This is a genomic window from Streptomyces sp. SID8374 (genome assembly GCF_009865135.1).
In the GTDB taxonomy this organism is placed as follows: Bacteria; Actinomycetota; Actinomycetes; order Streptomycetales; family Streptomycetaceae; genus Streptomyces.
In genome coordinates this window covers 1,698,808-1,721,161 of the sequence record NZ_WWGH01000001.1, presented here as the reverse complement: position 1 = coordinate 1,721,161, position 22,354 = coordinate 1,698,808, and the positions used below count along the sequence as shown (strand labels likewise).

Below are 22,354 nucleotides of genomic sequence, written 5' to 3'. Positions count from 1 at the left end.
GTCGGGTTCCGGTCGCACATTCTGCACCTCAAGGACGAGGGTGGGACCCTGTGCCACCTACGGGACCCGTACCGGGACCGGCGGCCGTCGTCCCGCGCACCACCAGCTCCGGCATGAAGACGAACTCGCTGTGCGGAGCCGGGGTTCCGCCGATCTCCTCCAGCAGCGTGCGCACCGCGGCCTGGCCCATCGCCGTCACCGGCTGCCGGATGGTGGTCAGCGGGGGATCGGTGAACGCTATGAGCGGCGAGTCGTCGTAGCCGACCACGGAGAGGTCCCGGGGGACTTCGCGGGAGAGCCTGCGGGCCGCCCGGATCGCCCCGAGCGCCATCATGTCGCTCGCGCAGACGACCGCCGTGCAGCCGCGCTCCATCAGGGCGGAGGCGGCGGCCTGGCCGCCCTCCAGTGTGTACAGGGAGTGCTGGATCAGCTCCTCGACCTCGTCCGGGGCCAGGCCCAGCTGCTCCTGCATCGTGGCGTGGAAGCCCTCGATCTTGCGGAGCACCGGCACGAAGCGCTTGGGGCCGACCGCGAGGCCGATCCGGGTGTGGCCGAGCGCCACCAGGTGGGTCACCGCCAGCCGCATCGCCGCCCGGTCGTCGGGCGAGATGAAGGGGGCCTGCACCTTGGCGGAGAAGCCGTTGACCAGGACGAAGGGGACACCCTGCCCGCGCAGTTGCTCGTAGCGCTGCATGTCGGCCGAGGTGTCGGCGTGCAGCCCGGAGACGAAGATGATGCCCGAGACGCCCCGGTCCACCAGCATTTCGGTGAGTTCGTCCTCGGTGGAGCCGCCGGGGGTCTGGGTGGCGAGGACCGGGGTGTACCCCTGCCGGGTCAGCGCCTGGCCGATGACCTGGGCCAGCGCCGGGAAGATCGGGTTCTCCAGCTCGGGGGTGATCAGTCCGACCAGGCCCGCGCTGCGCCGGCGCAGCCGTACGGGGCGTTCGTAGCCCAGGACGTCGAGGGCCGCGAGAACGGATTCGCGGGTGGTCGCCGCGACCCCGGGCTTGCCGTTCAGGACTCGGCTGACCGTCGCTTCGCTGACCCCCGCCTGAGTTGCGATATCGGCAAGCCGTGCGGTCATGTCAGTGGACTGTACCGGCCAGGTGTCGGATTGCCCACTGTGCGTCGTACGGGCGCGCGCACCCCCGTACCGGCCCCGTCCGGGCCCTGCGCCCCGGCAAGGTCTTGCAAGCTCTTGCGGTCTTCCGCTGCGGGCTGCGGTCGGATCGTCGCACTGCGGATATGCCGTACGTGGCCTGGCCCTGCCAGGGGTCCGCCGGTTCCGTCAAGGGGCTTGACGGCAACCTTGAGGACACGCGAATGTAACGATCAACAGGGCTTGCAGAAATCTTCCGCAAGGTCTTTCGGTGGTCTTTCATCCTTGTTACGTTCACGTCGACCCGGCGCCGCGACGGAGCGGTACGGCAGTTGAAGGAGTTCAGATGCGACGTGGCATAACGGCCACCGCCCTGGTCGCGGCCCTGGCGCTCGCGGCGACCGCCTGCGGTAGCGGCGACAAGTCCGACGGCGGCAAGAGCTCGGGTGAGCTCTCCGGCACCGTGACCTGGTGGGACACCTCCAGCGTCGGCAGCGAGGACAAGGTCTTCAAGAAACTGGCCGAAGGCTTCGAGAAGAAGCACCCGAAGGTCGACGTCAAGTACGTCAGCGTCCCCTTCGGTGACGCGCAGAACAAGTTCAAGAACGCGGCCCAGGCCGGCAGCTCCGCCCCCGACGTGATCCGCTCCGAGGTCGCCTGGACGCCGGACTTCGCCTCCCTCGGCTACCTGGCCCCGCTGGACGGCACCCCCGCCCTGAAGAACCAGGACGACTTCCTGCCGCAGGCCGTCGCGTCCACCAGGTTCGAGGACAAGACCTTCGCGGTTCCGCAGGTCATCGACTCCATGGGCATCTTCTACAACAAGAAGCTGATGGAGAAGGCGGGCGTGGAGCCGCCCGCCAACCTGGAAGAGCTGAAGGCCTCCGCCAAGAAGATCAAGGACAAGACCGGCAAGACCGGCCTCTACCTGCGCGGCGACGACCCGTACTTCTTCCTCTCCTTCCTCTACGGCGAGGGCGGCGACCTGGTCGACGCCGAGACCAAGACCGTCACCGTGGACAAGCCCGAGGGCGTCAAGGCGTTCAAGGCGGTCAAGGCCCTGGTCGACGACGGCACCGCGAAGACGGATGCCTCGGACGGCTGGGAGAACATGATGCAGGCGTTCAAGAACGGCGACGTCGCGATGATGATCAACGGCCCCTGGGCCGTCGCCGACACGCTGACCGGCAAGGAGTTCACGGACAAGGACAACCTGGGCATCGCCACGGTCCCGGCCGGCTCCGCCGCCCACGGCGCCCCGCAGGGCGGCCACAACCTCGCGGTCTACGCCGGTTCGAAGAACCTGGAGGCCTCCTACGCCTTCGTCGAGTACATGACCTCCGTGGAGTCCCAGGCCACCACCGCCGGTGAGCTGAACCTCCTGCCGACGCGCACCTCCGCGTACGCCAAGAAGGAGGCCGTCAACAGCGAGATCGTCGGCTTCTTCAAGCCGGTCGTCGAGACCGCCGTGGAGCGCCCCTGGATCCCCGAGGGCGGCAGCCTCTTCGCCCCGCTCGGCATCGAGTACACCAAGGTCCTCACCGGCCAGACCACGCCGGAGAAGGCCGCGAAGACCACCGGCGACGCGTACCGCAAGCTCCTGAAGGACTGGAAGTAACAGGAAGGTTGGCCGACTGATGGCTGTCCACACCAGCCAGTCGGTGGTGAAGGCCGCGGGCGATGACGTCGCCCGCGGCCGGAGCCGCGGTACTGGCACCCCACCACCGGCCCCCGGCCGTTTCCGGCGCGGCCTGTCGACCCACTGGTACGCCTGGACCATGGTCGCCCCGGTCGTCGTCGTGATCAGCGTGATCATCGGCTACCCGCTGCTGCGCGGGATCTACCTGTCGATGACCGACGCCAACGAGCGCAACGTCGCCCGCACGATCGGCGTCAACGAACTGCCCGCCACCTACAAGTTCGTCGGTGCCGACAACTACATCGACGCGCTGACCGGCTCGCAGTTCCTCGGCACGCTCGGCTGGACGCTGGTGTGGACGGTCTCCTGCGTGAGCATCACGTTCGCGCTCGGCATGGCGCTCGCCAACATCCTCAACCGCCGTATCGCCGGCCGTTCCGCCTACCGCATGGCCCTGATCCTGCCCTGGGCCATCCCCGGCTTCGTCTCGGTCTTCGCCTGGCGCTTCCTCTACAACGAGGAGCGCGGCCTGCTCAACACCGTCCTCGGCGGTGTCGGCATCGACGGCATCCCGTGGCTGAACGACCCGACCTGGGCCAAGTTCGCGGTCATCGCCGTCAACGTCTGGCTCGGCGTCCCCTTCATGATGGTCGCCCTGCTCGGCGGATTGCAGTCCATCCCCTCGGAGCAGTACGAGGCCGCCGAGATGGACGGGGCCACCGCCTGGCAGCGGTTCCGCCACATCACGCTGCCCGGCCTGCGCCCGGTCTCCACCACGGTGATCCTGCTCTCCACCATCTGGACCTTCAACATGTTCCCGGTGATCTTCCTGCTGACCCGCGGCGGACCCGGTGAGGCCACCCAGATCCTCGTCACCCAGGCGTACAAGTTCTCCTTCGAGATCAGCCCGCGCGACTTCGCGCAGTCCTCCACCTGGGGCGTGCTGATCCTCGTACTCCTGATGCTCTTCGCCGTGGTCTACCGGCGAGTCCTGCGCTCCCAGGGAGACAACTGGTGACCACCGTTACCGACACCTCCGCACGCCGCACCGGGCGCAAGGTCCGCCTCCGCGGCGACCGTTCGCCGCTCGCCTCGGTCGCGCTGCACCTCACCCTGATCGTCACCTCGGTGATCGCGGTCTTCCCGGTGCTGTGGGTCCTGCTGACCTCGCTCAAGCCCGCCAAGTACGCGACCACCACGGACTTCTTCCGCGAGACCACGTTCGTCAACTACACGAACCTGATCCGCGACACCGAGTTCCTCACCTGGTTCGCCAACTCCGCGATCATCGCCGGGCTCTCCACCGTCATCGGTGTCTTCGTCGCCGCCACCACCGGCTACGCGGTGAGCCGCTTCCGCTTCCCCGGCAAGCGCGGGCTGATGTGGACCCTGCTGATCACCCAGATGTTCCCGGTCGCCGTCCTCATCGTGCCGATCTACAACATCATGGCGAGCCTGGGCCTGCTCAACCAGCCCGCCGGTCTCGTCATCACCTACCTCACCATCTCGGTGCCGTTCTGCGCCTGGATGATGAAGGGCTTCTTCGACACCATCCCGCGCGAGATCGACGAGTCGGGCCAGGTCGACGGCCTCACCCCGTTCGGCACCTTCTGGCGCCTGATCCTGCCGCTCGCCAAGCCGGGCCTCGCGGTCACCGCGTTCTACTCCTTCATCACCGCCTGGGGCGAGGTGGCGTACGCCTCCGCCTTCCTGGTCGGTGACGAGAACCTGACGCTCGCCGGCGGACTCCAGAAGTTCGTCAACCAGTACGGCGCCCAGTGGGGCCCCATGACGGCGGCCTCCGTGCTCATCGCCATCCCGGCCGCCCTGGTCTTCCTGTTCGCACAGAAGCACCTGGTCACCGGCATGTCCGCCGGAGCCGTCAAGGGCTGAGAGACCCCTCCTGGACCACCAGAACCCGCACGCATCACCGCAGTTGTCACGGCGGCGCCGGAAACCCCGACCCGGCCACCGGCGCCGCTCCCCACCCAGACACCCCAGGGACGACATGACCCAGCACCTCGCTGCCCCCTCCACCGGCACGTCCGACGACGCCCCGGGCCACCGCACCGGCTGGTGGCAGGACGCGGTGATCTACCAGGTCTATCCGCGGAGCTTCGCCGACGGCAACGGCGACGGCATGGGCGACCTCGCCGGCGTCACCGCCCGCCTGCCCTACCTGCGGGACCTCGGTGTCGACGCGGTGTGGCTCTCCCCCTTCTACGCCTCCCCGCAGGCCGACGCCGGGTACGACGTCGCCGACTACCGGGCCATCGACCCGATGTTCGGCACCCTGCTGGACGCCGACGCCCTGATCCGCGAGGCGCACGGCCTGGGCCTGCGCATCATCGTCGACCTGGTCCCCAACCACTCCTCCGACCAGCACGAGTGGTTCAAGCGCGCCCTGGCCGAGGGCCCCGGCTCCGCCCTGCGCGAGCGCTACCACTTCCGCCCCGGCAAGGGGGCGAACGGCGAACTCCCGCCCAACGACTGGGAGTCCATCTTCGGCGGCCCCGCCTGGACCCGCACGGTGAACCCGGACGGCACCCCCGGCGACTGGTACCTCCACCTCTTCGCCCCCGAGCAGCCCGACTTCAACTGGGAACACCCGGCCGTCGCCGACGAGTTCCGCTCCATCCTGCGCTTCTGGCTGGACATGGGCGTCGACGGCTTCCGGGTCGATGTCGCCCACGGTCTCGTCAAGGCGGAGGGCCTGCCCGACCTCGGCTCGCACGACCAGCTCAAGCTGCTCGGCAACGACGTGATGCCCTTCTTCGACCAGGACGGCGTGCACGAGATCTACCGCAGCTGGCGCACCATCCTCGACGAGTACCCCGGCGAGAGGATCGCCGTCGCCGAGGCGTGGACCCCGACCGTGGAGCGCACCGCCAACTACGTGCGCCCCGACGAGATGCACCAGGCGTTCAACTTCCAGTACCTGGCGACCGCCTGGGACGCGGAGGAGCTGCGCAAGGTCATCGACACCTCCCTCGACGCCATGCGCCCGGTCGGCGCCCCCACCACCTGGGTGCTCTCCAACCACGACGTCACCCGGCACGCCACCCGCTTCGCCAACCCGGCGGGCCTGGGCACCCAGATCCGTACCCCCGGCGACCGCGAACTCGGCCTGCGCCGGGCCCGCGCCGCCACCCTCCTGATGCTCGCCCTCCCCGGCTCCGCCTACGTCTACCAGGGCGAGGAGCTGGGCCTGCCCGACGTCACCGACCTGCCCGACGAGGCCCGCCAGGACCCCTCGTTCTTCCGCGCCGATGGCCAGGACGGCTTCCGCGACGGCTGCCGCGTCCCGATCCCGTGGAACCGCGAGGGCACGTCGTACGGGTTCGGCGAAGGCGGCAGCTGGCTCCCGCAGCCCGCCGGCTGGGGCGAGCTGTCCGTGGAGGCGCAGACCGGCGTGGAGGGCTCCACGCTGGAGCTGTACCGGGCCGCGATCGCCGCCCGCCGCGACCACCCGGGCCTCGGCGCGGGCACGGACGTGGAGTGGCTGGACGGCCCGGAGGGCGTCCTCGTCCTCGCCCGCCCCGGCTTCGTCTGCACCGTCAACACCACCGGCGCCCCGGTCCGCGTCACCGCCCGCGGCCGGGTGCTCCTCGCCAGCTCCCCGGTCACCGTGGACGGGGCCGAGGCCGTGCTCCCCGCCGACACCACGGTGTGGTGGACGGTGTGACACTGCCCGCACCCAGGACCACGGCCGCGCCCCGCCTCTCCGACATCGCCGGCCAGGCGGCGGTCAGCGAGGCGACGGTCAGCCGGGTCCTGAACGGGAAGCAGGGCGTCGCGGACACCACGCGTCAGCGGGTGCTCGCGGCCCTCGACATCCTGGGCTACGAACGGCCCGTACGGCTGCGGCAGCGCAGCGCCGGACTGATCGGCCTGGTGACACCCGAACTCACCAACCCGATCTTCCCGGCGTTCGCGCAGTCCGTGGAGCAGGTGCTCGCCGGGCACGGCTACACGCCCGTGCTCTGCACCCAACTCCCGGGCGGGGCAACCGAGGACGAGCTGGTCGAACAGCTCGTGGAGCGCGGCGTCGGCGGCATCGTCTTCCTCTCCGGGCTGCACGCCGACACCTCGGCCGACCCGGCACGGTACGCCGCGCTCACCGAGCGCGGTGTGCCGTTCGTCCTGATCAACGGCTACAACGAGCGCATCAGCGCCCCGTTCGTCTCGCCCGATGACAACGCTGCCGTACGGATGGCCGTCGGCCACCTCGCCGACCTCGGCCACCGCCGGGTCGGCCTGGCCATCGGCCCGCAGCGGTACGTTCCCTCGCGGCGCAAGCGGGACGGGTTCGTGGAGGCGGCGATCTCGCTGCTCGGAATGGACCGGGCGGAGGCCGAAGGGCTCGTCTGCTCCACCCTGTTCAGCGTCGAGGGCGGCCAGGTGGCGGCGGGCGCCCTGCTGGACGCGGGGTGCACCGGCATCGTCTGCGGCAGCGACCTGATGGCCCTGGGCGTCGTGCGGACGGCCCGGGGGAGGGGACTCGACGTACCGCGTGACGTCTCGGTCGTCGGCTTCGACGACTCGCAGCTCATCGCCTTCACCGACCCGCCGCTGACGACGGTGCGCCAGCCCGTGCAGGCGATGGCGGCGGCCGCGGTGGGGGCCCTGCTGGAGGAGATCGGCGGGAGCCCGGTGCAGCGCACCGAGTACGTCTTCCAGCCGGAGCTGGTCGTACGGGGTTCGACGGCGGCGGTACGGAGCGGCTGACCCGAAGACGGCTGACCGGGACACCGGGGACACGTCCAGGCACCTCCCGGAAGACCTCCAAAGGCGGGTTCCGAGCGGAGTGCGTGCTTGCTGGGATCGAGGTTCGCCAGGACCTGGACGAAGTCGTGTAGGCCTGGCTGGACAGCAGGCAGGCCGACAAGCCCGCAGGTTGACGTGCTGGCACGTCAGCGGCAGGTCCACGGCTCACGGTGCCCTGTAGCGGGCGGCTCAGGTACTCAGGGCGCGATTCGTATCAAGGGGTACGGACCACTGCACCGGAGCTGAACCACTGCACGAGGGCGGCTGCGAGGTGGACGCCGGCCCGCGCGGCCTCCAGTGTCTCGGGCACGGTCGGGGTCTGCTTGCCGTGCCGGGAAGTCTGTCCGTCCCACAGTGCACGCATCATCGCTTCCATTGGGGCGATCGGGTCCCCGCTCGGGGGAGTGGAGATGGCCGTGGTGAACTTCGCTCGTGCGTTCCCGACCTCGCCCAGCATGGTGCCGAGAGTGGCCCGGCCGTGGTTTGGCTGGATGACCGAGTGCGCCGCGCATTCGACGGCCTTGATCGCCTCGCTGTACGCCCGCACCGGATCCGGGTGGAGCCCGTACGCAGCTCGCCAGGCGGTGGACAGGTGCTCGGCCGCTGACCCGGCGGTGGGTTCGGCCTCCGCATCGGAGACGGCTTGGCTCACCGCTTCGCGGACGCCTGGAGTGATGCGTTCCTCCAGGCCGTCACCTTGGTTGTTGACCTGGTAAGCAGATCCGGCCATGTCCAACAGCCGCGCCAATGGTCGGTCGTCATCTCGGCCATCCCAACCATGCTCATCCGCATAGCCGAGGATGGTGTCTACGATGTCGAGGAGTTCCCAGCCATCAGTGGCGACGAGTCTGCTGCGTGCGCTCTGGTTCGGCGGCACGCCAATACGCATCTGTAGACAGATCGCGGTGGCGTCGGGGTCGTAGTCGGTGAAGTTGGTCCCCACCCAGTGGCGCAAGGGCCCCAGGAGGTGCTCCGGGACGCCGTCGTACGGAGTCTCCTCGACGGCCTTGGAGATTCCGAGTCGTACGGAGAAGCGGGGGCGGGGTGCGGTTGTCATGCCCGAGAGGGTATCGGTGAACCGGCTTGGACAAGATGCGATATCCGAGGCAGTAAAACGGACATAACCCTTGGCCTCGTCGGCGGCGGCTGCGTCCCGATCGCGCTGGCGGGCAACGATAGGCACAGTGGCGACACGTACAGGAGAGGCGTCCAGGAGTCGGCCCAGGAAGGGCCGGCGGGGAGTTGTGCGACTCCTGGACGCCTCTCTTGTCGTGACCGGCCCGGCCGGCCGGGCGCGTGGAGTCCGGGACCGCGAGCGGTCCCGGAACCCTCGGCCGACCGGACCGGAGTCGGATGAAACGTAACAGGCCCGCAATATCTTGCGAAAGACCTTGCAGCAAGAAACCGCGAAGAAAACTGGCTTGTTTCGTGGATGTGAGCGGGGGATGTCCAAAGGGTTGACCAGTCCCTGACGGGCTCGTACGGTCTGGTCCGCGGCAAGGTTTGCATTCTTGCAGCAAGAACCTTCAGGAGCCTTGAGGGCATGGCGCGTTGCCGGCTGAGGCTGCACCGTCACCCGCGTTTCCCCCACCCCCGCAGGAGGAAAGACATGGCACGCAGACCCCTGTCTGCCGCGCTCGCCCTCGTGGCCGGCGCCGCTGCCGCCCTTGTCATCCCCACCGGATTCGGCGCCGCGCCCGCGCGGGCCGCCGCTCCGGGCGACAAGGACGTCACCGCCGTGCTGTTCGAGTGGAAGTTCGCCTCCATAGCCAAGGCCTGCACGGACACCCTCGGTCCGGCGGGCTACGGCTACGTCCAGGTCTCACCGCCCCAGGAGCACATCCAGGGCGGCCAGTGGTGGACGTCGTACCAGCCCGTCAGCTACAAGATCACCGGTCGTCTCGGTGACCGGGCCGCCTTCTCCGCCATGGTCAACACGTGTCACTCGGCCGGGGTCAAGGTCGTCGTGGACTCCGTCATCAACCACATGTCGGCAGGCAGCGGCACCGGCACCGGCGGCTCGTCGTACACCAAGTACGACTACCCGGGGCTCTACTCGGTCAACGACCTCAACCACTGCCAGACGCCCATCACCAACTACAACGACCGCGCCAACGTCCAGAACTGCGAACTCGTCGGCCTCGCCGACCTGGACACGGGCGAGGAGTACGTACGCGGCAAGATCGCCGGCTACCTCAACGACCTGCTCTCCCTCGGGGTCGACGGCTTCCGGATCGACGCGGCCAAGCACATGCCCGCCGCCGACCTCGCCAACATCAAGTCCCGGCTGACCAACCCGAACGCCTACTGGAAGCAGGAGGCGATCTACGGGGCGGGCGAGGCCGTCTCGCCCTCCGAGTACCTCGGCACCGGGGACGTCCAGGAGTTCCGGTACGCGCGCAGCCTCAAGCAGGTCTTCCTCAACGAGAACCTCGCCAACCTGAAGAACTTCGGCGAGGGCTGGGGCTTCATGGAGTCCGGCAAGTCGGCCGTCTTCGTCGACAACCACGACACCGAGCGCGGCGGCGACACCCTCAGCTACAAGAACGGCTCCGCCTACACCCTGGCCAACGTCTTCATGCTGGCCTGGCCCTACGGCTCCCCGGACGTCCACTCCGGCTACGAGTTCAGCGACCACGACGCCGGACCTCCCAACAACGGTCAGGTGAACGCCTGTTACGCCGACGGCTGGAAGTGCCAGCACGACTGGCGCGAGGTCTCCTCCATGGTCGGCTTCCGCAACGCGGCCCGCGGCCAGGCCGTCACCAACTGGTGGGACAACGGGGGCGACCAGATCGCCTTCGGCCGGGGGAACAAGGCGTACGTGGCCATCAACCACGAGTCCTCCCCGCTGACCCGGACCTTCCAGACCTCCCTGCCCGCCGGTGACTACTGCGACGTGCAGAGCGGCCGGGGCGTCACGGTGAACGGCTCCGGCCAGTTCACCGCCACGCTCGGCGCCGGTACGGCCGTGGCCCTGCACGCCAATGCCCGTACGTGCTCCGGTGGCGGCGGCTCCAACCCGGGCCCCGGCAACGGCCAGTCCGGCGCCTCCTTCGGCGTCAACGCCACCACCCAGCTCGGCCAGAACATCTACGTCACCGGCGACCAGGCCGCCCTCGGCAACTGGAACCCGGCGGCCGCCCTGAAACTCGACCCGGCCACGTACCCCGTCTGGAAGCTGGACGTGAGTCTGCCCGCCGGGACGTCCTTCGCGTACAAGTACCTCCGCAAGGACGGACAGGGCAACGTCACCTGGGAGAGCGGCGCCAACCGCACCGCCACCGTCCCGTCCTCCGGAAAGGTCACGCTGACCGCCGACGTCTGGCGCAGCTGACCCGTAACTCCCCGTGGGCCGGAGGCGTGCTGCCTCCGGCCCACGGCCAACCCTCCTGACACCAGCCGAGGAGCACCCCTCTCGTGTCCAGAACCACCCTCAGACGAGGGGTCGTTGCCGCGCTCTGCGTGGCGCTGCTGCCCGTCGTCCCGGCGGCCACCGCCGCCGCATCGCCCCGACCACCCGCACCGCCCTCCGACGCCCGGCTGGCGCGCGAGTCGGCCCGGCACGACCTCACCCGTGAGCAGTTCTACTTCGTGCTGCCGGACCGCTTCGCCAACGGCTCCACCGCCAACGACCGGGGCGGGCTGAAGGGTTCACGCCTGGAGCACGGCTTCGACCCCGCCGACAAGGGGTTCTACCAGGGCGGCGACCTCAAGGGCCTCACCCAGAAGCTGGACTACATCAAGGGCCTCGGCACCACCGCGATCTGGCTCGCCCCGATCTTCAAGAACCGGCCCGTCCAGGGCACCGGCCAGGACGCCTCGGCCGGCTACCACGGTTACTGGATCACCGACTTCACCCAGGTCGACCCGCACTTCGGCACCAACGCCGACCTGGAGAAGCTGATCGACAAGGCCCACGCCAAGGGCATGAAGGTCTTCTTCGACGTCATCACCAACCACACCGCCGACACCGTCGACTACGCGGAGAAGGCCTACGGCTACAAGCCCAAGGGTGCCTTCCCCTACCTCGACAAGGGCGGCCGCCCCTTCGACGACCGGGACGGCATCAAGAAGGTCGACCAGGACTCCTTCCCGTACACCCCGGTCCAGGCGCCCGGCACGGAGAAGAAGGTCCCGTCCTGGCTCAACGACCCGACGATGTACCACAACCGGGGCGACTCGACGTGGGCCGGCGAGTCCAACGAGTACGGCGACTTCTCCGGCCTCGACGACCTGTGGACCGAGCGTCCCGAGGTCGTGAAGGGGATGCAGAAGATCTACGAGAAGTGGGTCCGCGACTTCCGCATAGATGGGTTCCGCATCGACACCGTCAAACACGTCGACCTGGACTTCTGGACCCAGTGGGCCACCGCGCTGGACGCGTACGCCGCCAAGCAGGGGCGGAAGAACTTCTTCATGTTCGGTGAGGTCTACTCCGCCGACCCGGCGATCACCTCGCCGTACGTCACGCGGGGGCAGCTGGACTCGACGCTGGACTTCCCCTTCCAGGAGGCCGCCCGGCAGTTCGCCTCCCAGGGCGCCCCGGCCGACCGGCTCGCCTCGGTGTACGGCGACGACTACCGCTACACCACGGACAAGGCCAACGCCTACGAGCAGGTCACCTTCCTCGGCAACCACGACATGGGCCGCATCGGGACCTTCCTCAAGCAGGACAACCCCAAGGCCGATGACGCGGAGCTGCTGAAGCGGGCCCGGCTCGCCAACGAGCTGATGTTCCTCGGCCGGGGCAACCCGGTGATCTACTACGGCGACGAGCAGGGCTTCACCGGCGCGGGCGGCGACAAGGACGCCCGCCAGACCCTCTTCGCCTCGAAGACCGCCGACTACCTGGACGACGACCAGCTCGACACCGACCGCACCCACGCCTCGGACGCGTACGACACCAAGCACCCCATCTACCGCTCCATCGCCGGGCTTTCGAAGCTCACCAAGGAGCACCCGGCGCTGCGGGACGGGGTGCAGCGCGAGCGGTACGCGGAAGGGTCGGTGTACGCCACCTCGCGCATCGAGACCAAGCGGCCGTACGAGTACCTGGTGGCCTCCAACAACGCCACCACGCCGAAGAAGGTCCAGCTGGCGGTGGAGTCGGCGGGGGTCGACTTCCGTACGATCTACGGTGGTTCCGGCACCGTCCGCAGCGGTGCGGACACGAAGGTGACCGTCACCGTGCCCGCCCTCTCCAGCATCGTGCTGCGGGCGGAGAAGCCGCTCGGCGCACCCGCCGCCAAGCCCGCCATCACCCTGAAGGCCCCGGCCGCCGGAGCCACCGGCACCGTCGAGATCGCCGCCGATGTGGACGGCGGACAGCTCAACCGGGTCGTCTTCGCCGCCCAGGTGGGCAACGGGAAGTGGCAGACGCTCGGTTCGGCCGACCACGCCCCGTACAAGGTCACGCAGTATCTTGACGAGACCGTCAAGGCCGGAACGCCCCTGCGCTACAAGGCCGTTGCCGTCGACCGGACGGGCCGCACCTCCAGCGCTCTCGCCACGACCACCGCCGGGCAGACCCCGCCGGTGCCGAAGCCCGTCGCCGTCGAGCGTGACCGGGCCGTCGTGCACTACCAGCGCGCGGACGGCGACTACGAGGGATGGCAGCTCAAGTCCGGTGACAAGAGCGCCGAGTTCATCGGGTGGGACGCGTACGGCGCGTTCGCCTGGATCGACCTGGAGAAGGGCACGGACTCCGTCCCGTACACCGTCGAGAAGAACGGCACGGCGGACGGGCCGCAGCGGAGCATCGACCTCGGGGTGACCGGGCAGGTCTGGATCCAGCAGGGCAAGGACGAGCAGGCGGTCGAAGCCCCGGAGGCGCCGCCGCAGGACACGACGAAAGCCGTCCTCAACTACCACCGGTCCGACGGGAATTACGACGGCTGGGGGTTGCACACCTGGACCGGCGCCAAGGAGCCCACCGACTGGGCCAAGCCGCTGATGCCGGTGAAGAAGGACGCGTACGGAGTCACCTTCGAGGTGCCGCTCGTCGAAGGGGCCACCTCGCTCAGCTACATCCTGCACAAGGGTGACGAGAAGGACCTCCCCAGCGACCAGTCCCTCGACCTCGCCACGTACGGCCACGAGGTCTGGATGATCGGCGGCAAGCCCGGCTATCTGCTTCCGCAGGTCGGCGGGGGCGCGGCCCCCGATCTGACCAAGGCCGAGGCGCAGTGGATCGACGCGGACACCGTCGTCTGGAAGGTGAAGACGACCGACGCCACCAGCCAGCAGCTCGTGTACGCCAAGAAGGGCGGCATCTCCGTCGTGGACGGGGCGCTCTCCGACGAGGGCCAGTGGCTGCGGCTCAACCAGGCCGCGCTCAGCGACGCGCAGAAGGCCAAGTTCCCGCACCTGAAGGAGTATCCGGCCTTCACCGTCGACCCCCGCGACCGGGACCGCGTCCGTGAGTCCCTGCGTGGTCAGCTCATCGCCACGCAGCGGGCCGCGAATGGCGCGTTGCTCGCCGCAACCGGCGTACAGACGGCGGGCATCCTGGACGACCTGTACGGGAAGAAGGCGGCCGACGCGTCCCTCGGCCCGGTCTTCCGTGGCGGCACGCCCACGCTCTCCGTGTGGGCCCCGACCGCCCAGGCCGTGGCCCTCGAACTCGACGGCCGTACACACCCGATGAAGCGCGACGACCGCACCGGCGTCTGGTCGGTCACCGGCAAGAAGGACTGGCAGGGCAAGCCCTACCGGTACGCCGTCACCGTCTGGGCGCCCACCGTCCAGAAACTGGTCACCAACAAGGTCACCGACCCCTACTCCACCGCCCTGACCGCCGACTCCGCCCGCAGCCTCGTCGTCGACCTCACCGACCCGAAGCTGGCGCCGCGCGGCTGGTCCGGCCTGAAGAAGCCCGCCGCCACCCCGCTGCGGGACGCCCAGATCCAGGAGCTGCACGTCCGGGACTTCTCCATCACGGACCGCACGGCGACCCACCCCGGTGAGTACCTGGCCTTCACCGACACCCGGTCCAAGGGCATGCGGCACCTGAAGAAGCTCGCGGACTCCGGCGCCAGCTACGTCCACCTGCTGCCCGTCTTCGACATCGGGACCATCCCCGAGAAGAAGAAGGACCAGGCCAAGCCCGCGTGCGACCTGCACGTCTACGCCCCCGACTCCGAGGAGCAGCAGGCCTGCGTGAGCAAGGCCGCCGCCAAGGACGGGTTCAACTGGGGCTACGACCCGTTCCACTACACCGTCCCCGAAGGCTCGTACGCCTCCGACCCCGACGGCACCAAGCGCACGGTCGAGTTCCGGCAGATGGTCCAGGGCCTCAACCAGGCCGGGCTGCGCACGGTCATGGACGTCGTCTACAACCACACCGTCGCCTCCGGCCAGGACGACAAGTCGGTCCTCGACCGCATCGTGCCCGGCTACTACCAGCGGCTCCTGGAGGACGGCACCGTCGCCACCTCCACCTGCTGCGCCAACACCGCGCCCGAGAACACCATGATGGGCAAGCTCGTCGTCGACTCCATCGTCACCTGGGCGAAGGAGTACAAGGTCGACGGCTTCCGCTTCGACCTGATGGGCCACCACCCCAAGGAGAACATCCTGGAGGTCCGCAAGGCGCTGGACCGGCTCACGCCCGCCAAGGACGGCGTCGACGGGAAGAAGATCATCCTGTACGGGGAGGGCTGGAACTTCGGCGAGATCGCCGACGACGCCCGCTTCGTCCAGGCCACCCAGAAGAACATGGCCGGCACCGGCATCGCCACCTTCTCCGACCGGGCCCGTGACGCCGTGCGCGGCGGCGGCCCCTTCGACGAGGACCCCGGCGTCCAGGGCTTCGCCACCGGCCTCTACACCGACCCCAACTCCTCACCCGCCAACGGCAGCCGCGTCGAGCAGAAGGCCCGGCTGCTGCACTACCAGGACCTGATCAAGGTCGGCCTCACCGGCAACCTCGCCGACTACACCTTCACCGACACCTCCGGGCGTACGGTCAAGGGCTCGGACGTCGACTACAACGGGGCGCCCGCCGGATACGCGGCCGTCCCCGGTGACGCGCTGGCCTACTCCGACGCCCACGACAACGAAACCCTCTTCGACACCCTCGCCTTCAAGCTCCCGGCGGGGACGAGTGCCGCCGAGCGGGCCAGGGCCCAGGTGGTCGCGATGGGCGCCTCCGTCCTGTCGCAGGGCCCCTCGCTCTCCCAGGCGGGCTCGGACCTGCTGCGCTCCAAGTCGCTGGACCGCAACTCCTACGACAGCGGCGACTGGTTCAACGCCCTGCACTGGGACTGCCGCGACGGCAACGGCTTCGGCCGGGGCCTGCCGCCCGCCGCCGACAACCAGGACAAGTGGTCGTACGCCAAGCCGCTGCTGACGGCCTCCGCCACGATCGCCCCCCAGTGCGCCCAGATCGACGGCGCCTCGGCCGCCTACCGCGACCTGCTCACCATCCGTACGACCGAGAAGGAGTTCTCCCTCACCACCACCGGGCAGGTGCAGTCCGCCCTGTCCTTCCCGCTCTCCGGCAAGGACGAGACCCCCGGCGTGATCACCATGCGCCTGGGCAAGCTCGCCGTCGTCCTCAACGCCACCCCGGACACCGCCACCCAGCGGCTCGCCGCCCCGGCGGGGAAGTCGTACGCCCTGCACCCGGTCCAGGCCAAGGGTGCGGATCTTACGGTCAAACGAGCCAGGTACGACGCGAAATCAGCCAGTTTCACCGTACCGGGACGCACGGTGGCGGTCTTCGTCCTGCGCTGACAGCCACCGGCACTACGGTGACGGCAGACGTCGGCGAAGGAGCCGCGCAAGCCGTCCTGGTCCACCCGGCCGGTCCCGCCCCCTCTGCCCGGGGGCGGGACCGGCCCGGTTCGTGCGGCAGGAGTTCCGCCCGGCGCGGTCGGCTCACCGGCGCCCTCTGCCCCAGCGTGCCGGACGGTGATGATGACCAAGGTGGGATTCCTTCCCGAGGAGACGAGCAGCTTCGTCGGGAGGCGGGCCGAACTGGCCCGGCTGGACACCGCGTTGACCACGCGGCGGATGACCACCCTGATCGGTCCCGGCGGTGTCGGCAAGACCCGGCTCGCCGTCCGGGCGGCCCGCGCGGCCGCCGACCGCTACCCGGACGGCGCCTGGTGGGCCGACCTCTCCCCGCTCTACGACGACGCGCTCCTGCTCCCCACCGTCTCCGACGCGGTCGGGCTCGCCGACCACACCCTGCGGATGCCCGTCGAGGCGCTCTGCGAATGGCTCAGCGACAAGCGCCTCCTGCTCGTCCTGGACTCCGCCGAGCACCTGCGCGCCCCCTGCTCCCATCTGCTGGCCGAGCTGCTCACCACCTCGCCCGGCCTGACCGTCCTGGTCACCAGCAGGCAGCCGCTCGCCACCCGGGGCGAGCACGTCGTCCGCATCCAGCCGCTCCCCGTCGACGGCGCCCCCGACGCGCTCCAGCTCTTCGAGGACCGGCTGCGCGCGGGCGACCCGCACGCGGGGCTGGACGCGCCGGGCGACCGGGCGGCCGCCGCCGACATCTGCCGCCGCCTCGAAGGCATCCCGCTCGCCATCGAACTGGCCGCCGCGGGCATCGGCCGCCACACCGTGGCCCAGCTCGCCACCCGTATCGGGACCCGCTTCGACGCCCCGGTCGACGCCGAGGACCTCACCGCATCGCGCCTCGACCTCCTCGCCGACGACTCCCTCTGGCCCCGCCGCCACCGCACCCTGCGCACGACGATCGGCTGGAGCCACGAGCTGTGCACCCCGCTGGAGCGGCTGCTGTGGGCACGGCTCACCCTGCTGCGTACGGACTTCGACGAGGAGGTCGCGCGCGAGGTGTGCACCGGGGGGCCGCTCACCCCGGACGAGGTGGACCGGGCGCTGCAAGGGCTCGTCGCCCAGTCCGTCGTGCAGTGGGACGGCACCCGCTACCGGATGCTGGACACCCTGCGCGAGTACGGCCGCATGTGGCTCACCGAGCTGGGCGAGGAGCGGGCCGCCGCCGACCGGCACGCCGCCTGCTTCCTCGGCCTCGCCCGCCGCGCCCACGACGGCTGGACCGGCCCCGACCAGGTCTCCTGGTACCACAGGGTCGCCGACGCCCACCTGGACCTGTGCGCCGCCCTGGACCACCTGCTCGCCCACGATGTGGCGGGGGCCCAGGAGATGGCGGGCCGGGTCGGCTTCTTCTGGGCCTGCTGCGGCCATCTGTCGGAGGCCCGAGGTTACGCCCAACGGGCCCTGGAATCGGGCCCGGTGGAGGGCACGCACCGGACCCGGTTGCAGTGGGTGCTCGGGGTCGCGGCCCTGCTCCAGGGGGACTTCGCGACCGCCGAGAAGTACGGGGCGCTCTGCACGGCCATCGCGCTCCACGACCGGGACGACGAGGGGATGCTCGGCGCCACCTACCTCTCGGGGCTCACCCAGCTGATGAACGGTGAGCCCGCGGCGGCGCTGGAGGCGGCGGAACGGGTGCTGCGGATGACGGAGACGGCTCCTTCGGACGGGGGGTCCGCTGAACAGCGGGTCACGGCAGCCTCCGAGGCCGGTGGGGGCACTGTCCCGGTGGAGTCCGCCCACCGGCTGCGCTGCCGCCTCGTCACCGTCTTCGCGCTCACCGCGCTGGGCCGGCTCACCGAGTCGGGGCGGGCGGCCGCCGCGCTGCGGAGGGCCTGCGAGCGGGGCGGTGAGCACTGGACCCGCTCCTACGCGGACTACCAGCTCGCCCTGATCGCCCTGCTCCAGGGCCGCCCGGAGGCCTCCGCCACGCACGCCCGGGCCATGCTCGCGGGCAAGCACCGGCTCCGCGACAGCTTCGGCATCGCGCTGGGCCTGGACATCCTGGCCGCCGCGATCGCCGCCCAGGGTGCGGGGGCCCAGGCCGCCCGGGTGTACGGCACGGGGCACGCGTACTGGCGGATGGTCGGCCACCCCCAGCGCGGTACGCCGGAGCTGGGCGCGGTCCGCGAGACCTGCGAGCTCCAGGCGCGGGCGGCGGTGGGCGACGAGGCGTACCAGCGCGCCTTCGAACGCGGCCAGGCGGACAACGCGGAGGTCGGCCTGGCGGCGGCGCTACAGAGCGAGCTCCAGCTCTAGGAGGCCCGGGAGTGCGCCCCGGGGGAGTGATGTGGAAGGACGGATTCTGACGGCGGACTACCCCGACCCGTGCATCGTGAGTTAGGTTAGGCATACCTAAGTGACCGCTTGGGTTTCCTGACCGCCTCTGGAGAACTCGGATGCGTCCTTTCAGCGCCCGTGCCACGCAGCCGACCCGCGCCGAGCGCGTCCGGTCGATCCTCGTCGTCGCCCACTCGATGACGGTGGTGAGCGACGGGGTGCAGACCGAAGTCCGCCGCCTGGACGGCACGGGGGCGATGGGCCACATCCACCTGCACGCCCCCGCCGAGGGCGGCCACGCCCCGGCCGGGCAGCGGGTCCCGGCGCGCCTGGAGTTCACGGACATCGCCCCCACTCCCGTACGCGACCGGCTCCGCGCCCGGGTCACGGTGACCGGTCTGCTGGCCGCCCCGTACAGCACGGACACCGAGGCCTCCACCTGCATGGAGTTCGGCCAGGCGGTCCTGGAGGACGCCGAGGGCCGTACGTTCGTCACGCTGGAGGAGCTGGAGCGGACGGAGACGGACCCGGTCGCCGCGTGCGAGGCGGGCATGCTGACGCACCTGGTCGACGACCACAGCGAACTCGTGCCCCTGCTGCTGCGCCTGGTCCGCCCGCACCCGGACCGGGGGATGGTGCGGGCCGTACCGCTGGCGATGGACCGCTACGGGGTGACGCTGCGCCTGGAGTACCCGCGCAGCCACCGGGACGTGCGGCTGCCGTTCCCCAAGCCGGTGACCGACATCGACCAGGCGGGCCCGCAGATCCACGCCCTGCTGGCCGCCGCCCGCCGCGTCTCCCACCGCAACGGCCTTCCGGCGTAGGGGCGTTGTCGGGCCAGGGCTTTCGTCCCGCGCGGCAACGGCCCCTGGCCCAGGGGCTTCGCGCGCCAACGGCCCGTCGGCTCAGGGGCTTTCGTCCCGTGGCAGCCGCTGTGCCGGGACGGCCGGTACGGCGGGGGCGAGGGCGGAGAGCCGGGCCAGCAGGTCCCCGAACGGCCCTTCCGTAGGCTCCTGGGAGAGCACCCGCAGCACGATGCCCGCCATCTCCTGGTCGTACGCGGCGCTGACGGCCGCCAGCGCGGCGAAGTCGTGGACGAGCTGGATCTCCAGCTCCTCGCGCGGGATGCGCCGCCCGTCCAGCCAGATCAGGGCGGTCGACTCGGCCAGCGAGACCCAGGAGCGGACCACCAACTCCAGCCGGGCGGGCGGGTCTTCCACCCCCAGATGCGTGATGATCTGCTCGTACGCGGCCTGCCGCACCCCGTCGATCATGGCGTTGGCCGTGGACGAGCCGACGGCCGGACCGCCGCGCATCAGCGCCGAGAAGCCCGGCCCGTGCTCGTCGACGAAGTCGAAGAACCGCCCCATCACCCGCAACAGCCTTGCACCCAGCGGCCCTTCGGGCGGCTCCAGGAAACGGGCGGCCAGCTCGTCGGCCGCCCGGCGCAGCGCCGCCTCGTACAGGCTCTGCTTCCCCGGGAAGTAGTGGTAGACCAGCGGCCGTGAGATGCCCGCGGCGGCGGCGATCTCGTCGATCGACACATCCTCGGGGGAGCGCCGGCTGAACAAGTCCAGCGCGACGCCGATCAGTTGCTGCCTGCGCTCGTCGACGCCCATCCTGCGCCGTACCCCGGTCGTCATCCGGACAGCCTAACCGGGGCGCGGCCGCGTGGCCTCTACAGGTCCAGGACGAGCCGCGCTCCCCGGCAGCGCGAGACGCAGATCAGCATCGAATCGGCGCGCTCGTCGTCGGTCAGCAGCTCGTCGCGGTGGTCGATCTCACCTTCCAGGACGCGCTGTTGGCAGGTCCCGCAGAAGCCCTGCTCGCAGGAGTACGAGACATGGGGCAGCTCCTCACGGACGGCGGCCAGCACCGACTGCCCGGCGGCGACCTGCACGGTCCGCCCGCTGCGGTGCAGCTCCACCTCGAAGGCACCGGAGTCCGCCGCGCCCACCGCGTCGGCGCTCGCCGGGGAGAACCGCTCCAGATGCAGGGTGCAGCCCTCGGGGAGCGCGGCGGTGACGGCGTCCATGAGGGGCTCGGGGCCACAGCAGTAGACGGCCGTACCAGGGGCGATGCCCGCCAGCACTGCACCGGTGTCCGGATGCCCCGCTTCGTCCTGCGCGACCACGGTCACCCGCCCACCCTCGGCGCCGAGCTTCTCGATCTCGTCCAGGAACGGCATCGAGGCCCGGGACCGACCCCCGTACAGCAGACGCCAGTCGGCCCCCCGTGCGGCCAGCGAGCGCAGCATCGGCAGGATCGGGGTGATCCCGATCCCGCCCGCGACGAAGACGTACGCTTCCGCCTCCACCAGCGGGAACCGGTTGCGCGGCCCGCGCACCTCGATCTCCGCCCCCTCCTGGAGCTGCTCGTGCACCTCACGGGACCCGCCCCGCCCGCCCTCCACCAGCCGGGTCGCGACCGTATAGGTACCCGGGTCGTCCGGATCACCGCAGAGCGAGTACTGCCGCACGAGCCCGGAGGGCAGCACGAGATCCAGATGGGCCCCCGGCTGCCAGCGAGGCAACGCGGCCCCCTCCAGCCGTAGTTGTACGACGCCATCGGCGACGGCGACACGCTCGGTGATGAGCAGCCGCCGGATGCTGGTCGCCCGCCGCTGCGAGTGACCGGAGATCGGCTCCGCCAGCGCGGGCATCGGCCACAGCGGGGACCGGGCGATCCGGCGGCGGAGCGCCCGCCGGGTGAGCAGGGCGGTACCGGCGACGAGGGCGACGGTGCGCAGACGGGGCAGGGCCATGGGTCAGGACGTTCCCGTCGTACGGGCCTCGGCGGCGAGCGCCGCGGGCGAGTGGGCGAGGTAGTCGACGGCCTGGGCCGTGCTGCCCTCCTGGGAGGGGTGGTACGAGCGGCTGAGGTAGCTGGGTATGGACCGCAGGATCGCGCCGGTGCTGGGCAGCGTCCCTTCCTTCCCGCTGGTGTGGAACGCCTTGAACGAGGCCTTGCCGTCCAGCAGACTCGGATCGTTCTCCATGAAGAACCGGGTCCCGCGCTGCCAGAGGAAGACCAGCGCCGAGAAGGCCGCCGCCCACGTCCGCACCCGCCTGCGGTAGCCGCCGTCGACATGCATGAACACCTCGAACGCCACCGACCGGTGCTCCACCTCCTCCGCCCCGTGCCAGCGCAGCAGGTCCAGCATGGTCGGATCGGCGCCCTTGCGGTCCAGCGCCTCGGCGTTGAGGATCCAGTCGCCGAGGAAGGCCGTGTAGTGCTCGATCGCCGCGATCATGGCCACCCGCTCCATCAGCCACCACTGCGACGGCCGCCCCGGCGGCAGCGTCCGGTCCCCGAGCAGCTTCTCGAAGAACCAGTCGACCTGCGCGGTGTACGGGGTCGGGTCCAGCCCCAACTCCCGCAGATGCGGCAGCACATCGTCATGGGCCTGCGAGTGCACGGCCTCCTGCCCGATGAACCCGATGACGTCCTCGCGGAGTTGCTCGTCATGGATGTACGGGAGGACCTGCCGGTACACATGGATGAACCACCGCTCCCCGGCCGGAAGCAGCAGGTGGAGCACGTTGATGGTGTGCGTGGTGAACGGGTCGCCCGGCACCCAGTGCAAGGGGGTCTTCTCCCAGGCGAAGGAGACCTTGCGGGCCTTGAGGGGCGTCCGCTCGGACGCGACCGCCGCTGGCTGCGTGTTAGACATGGTGTCAATGTACTGACGGGTACCCGGGGGGACCAGAGGCGTGCAGGGATTTCCCGCCCGCCGTGCGGGAGGCGGCTCGGCCATG

At 70.3% G+C, this 22,354-nt stretch carries 14 protein-coding genes; 9 read left to right on the top strand and 5 right to left on the bottom strand.

What is annotated here, in order from left to right:
• Nucleotides 1–28 precede the first annotated feature (28 nt).
• Complete coding sequence (locus GTY67_RS07695) at nt 29–1,084, bottom strand: LacI family DNA-binding transcriptional regulator (protein WP_093691796.1); 1,056 nt, start codon at nt 1,082–1,084, stop codon at nt 29–31.
• Nucleotides 1,085–1,445: 361 nt separating this feature from the next.
• On the opposite strand from GTY67_RS07695, the gene GTY67_RS07690 reads away from it, so the two are divergent.
• From GTY67_RS07690 to GTY67_RS07670, 5 genes are all read left to right on the top strand, one after another.
• The gene (locus GTY67_RS07690; RefSeq protein ID WP_161278182.1) at nt 1,446–2,717 is read left to right on the top strand and encodes an extracellular solute-binding protein; all 1,272 of its coding nucleotides are present in this window, start codon (nt 1,446–1,448) and stop codon (nt 2,715–2,717) included.
• Between the two features lie 19 nt (nt 2,718–2,736).
• Nucleotides 2,737–3,756: a sugar ABC transporter permease gene (locus tag GTY67_RS07685; RefSeq protein WP_093691792.1), complete on the top strand. Its 1,020-nt coding sequence runs from the start codon at nt 2,737–2,739 to the stop codon at nt 3,754–3,756.
• Nucleotides 3,753–4,631 carry a carbohydrate ABC transporter permease gene (locus tag GTY67_RS07680; protein ID WP_161278181.1) on the top strand — a complete coding sequence of 293 codons (879 nt, stop codon included), beginning with the start codon at nt 3,753–3,755 and terminating at the stop codon, nt 4,629–4,631. The genes GTY67_RS07685 and GTY67_RS07680 overlap by 4 nt, the downstream gene beginning before the upstream one ends.
• A gap of 115 nt (nt 4,632–4,746) precedes the next feature.
• The gene (locus GTY67_RS07675) at nt 4,747–6,423 is read left to right on the top strand and encodes a glycoside hydrolase family 13 protein (protein ID WP_161278180.1); all 1,677 of its coding nucleotides are present in this window, start codon (nt 4,747–4,749) and stop codon (nt 6,421–6,423) included.
• On the top strand, nt 6,408–7,466 hold the full coding sequence (locus GTY67_RS07670; RefSeq protein ID WP_176727508.1) for a LacI family DNA-binding transcriptional regulator: 1,059 nt from the start codon (nt 6,408–6,410) through the stop codon (nt 7,464–7,466). The genes GTY67_RS07675 and GTY67_RS07670 overlap by 16 nt, the downstream gene beginning before the upstream one ends.
• A 253-nt stretch (nt 7,467–7,719) precedes the next feature.
• On the opposite strand, the gene GTY67_RS34465 is transcribed toward GTY67_RS07670, so the two are convergent.
• Nucleotides 7,720–8,562 carry a hypothetical protein gene (locus tag GTY67_RS34465; protein ID WP_202461358.1) on the bottom strand — a complete coding sequence of 281 codons (843 nt, stop codon included), beginning with the start codon at nt 8,560–8,562 and terminating at the stop codon, nt 7,720–7,722.
• 552 nt (nt 8,563–9,114) lie between these two features.
• On the opposite strand from GTY67_RS34465, the gene GTY67_RS07660 reads away from it, so the two are divergent.
• The 4 genes from GTY67_RS07660 (at nt 9,115) to GTY67_RS07645 (ending at nt 19,420) form a co-directional block, all read left to right on the top strand.
• Nucleotides 9,115–10,842, top strand: coding sequence for a carbohydrate-binding module family 20 domain-containing protein (locus GTY67_RS07660; protein WP_161278179.1), 1,728 nt, complete (start codon nt 9,115–9,117; stop codon nt 10,840–10,842).
• 83 nt (nt 10,843–10,925) lie between these two features.
• On the top strand, nt 10,926–16,244 hold the full coding sequence (gene pulA, locus GTY67_RS07655; protein ID WP_161278178.1) for a pullulanase-type alpha-1,6-glucosidase: 5,319 nt from the start codon (nt 10,926–10,928) through the stop codon (nt 16,242–16,244).
• A 180-nt stretch (nt 16,245–16,424) separates the two neighbouring features.
• Nucleotides 16,425–18,575, top strand: coding sequence for an NB-ARC domain-containing protein (locus GTY67_RS07650; protein WP_161279980.1), 2,151 nt, complete (start codon nt 16,425–16,427; stop codon nt 18,573–18,575).
• Between the two features lie 140 nt (nt 18,576–18,715).
• The gene (locus GTY67_RS07645; RefSeq protein ID WP_093691780.1) at nt 18,716–19,420 is read left to right on the top strand and encodes a DUF2470 domain-containing protein; all 705 of its coding nucleotides are present in this window, start codon (nt 18,716–18,718) and stop codon (nt 19,418–19,420) included.
• An 81-nt stretch (nt 19,421–19,501) separates the two neighbouring features.
• On the opposite strand, the gene GTY67_RS07640 is transcribed toward GTY67_RS07645, so the two are convergent.
• Genes GTY67_RS07640 through GTY67_RS07630 form a run of 3 tightly spaced genes read right to left on the bottom strand, consistent with a single transcriptional unit; the run spans nt 19,502 to nt 22,269 of the window.
• The gene (locus tag GTY67_RS07640; RefSeq protein WP_161278177.1) at nt 19,502–20,239 is read right to left on the bottom strand and encodes a TetR/AcrR family transcriptional regulator; all 738 of its coding nucleotides are present in this window, start codon (nt 20,237–20,239) and stop codon (nt 19,502–19,504) included.
• Nucleotides 20,240–20,274: 35 nt separating this feature from the next.
• A complete protein-coding gene (locus GTY67_RS07635) occupies nt 20,275–21,360 on the bottom strand; it encodes a PDR/VanB family oxidoreductase (RefSeq protein ID WP_161278176.1) in 1,086 nt (361 codons plus the stop codon).
• 3 nt (nt 21,361–21,363) lie between these two features.
• Nucleotides 21,364–22,269: a metal-dependent hydrolase gene (locus GTY67_RS07630; RefSeq protein WP_093691774.1), complete on the bottom strand. Its 906-nt coding sequence runs from the start codon at nt 22,267–22,269 to the stop codon at nt 21,364–21,366.
• Between the last annotated feature and the right edge of the window lie 85 nt (nt 22,270–22,354).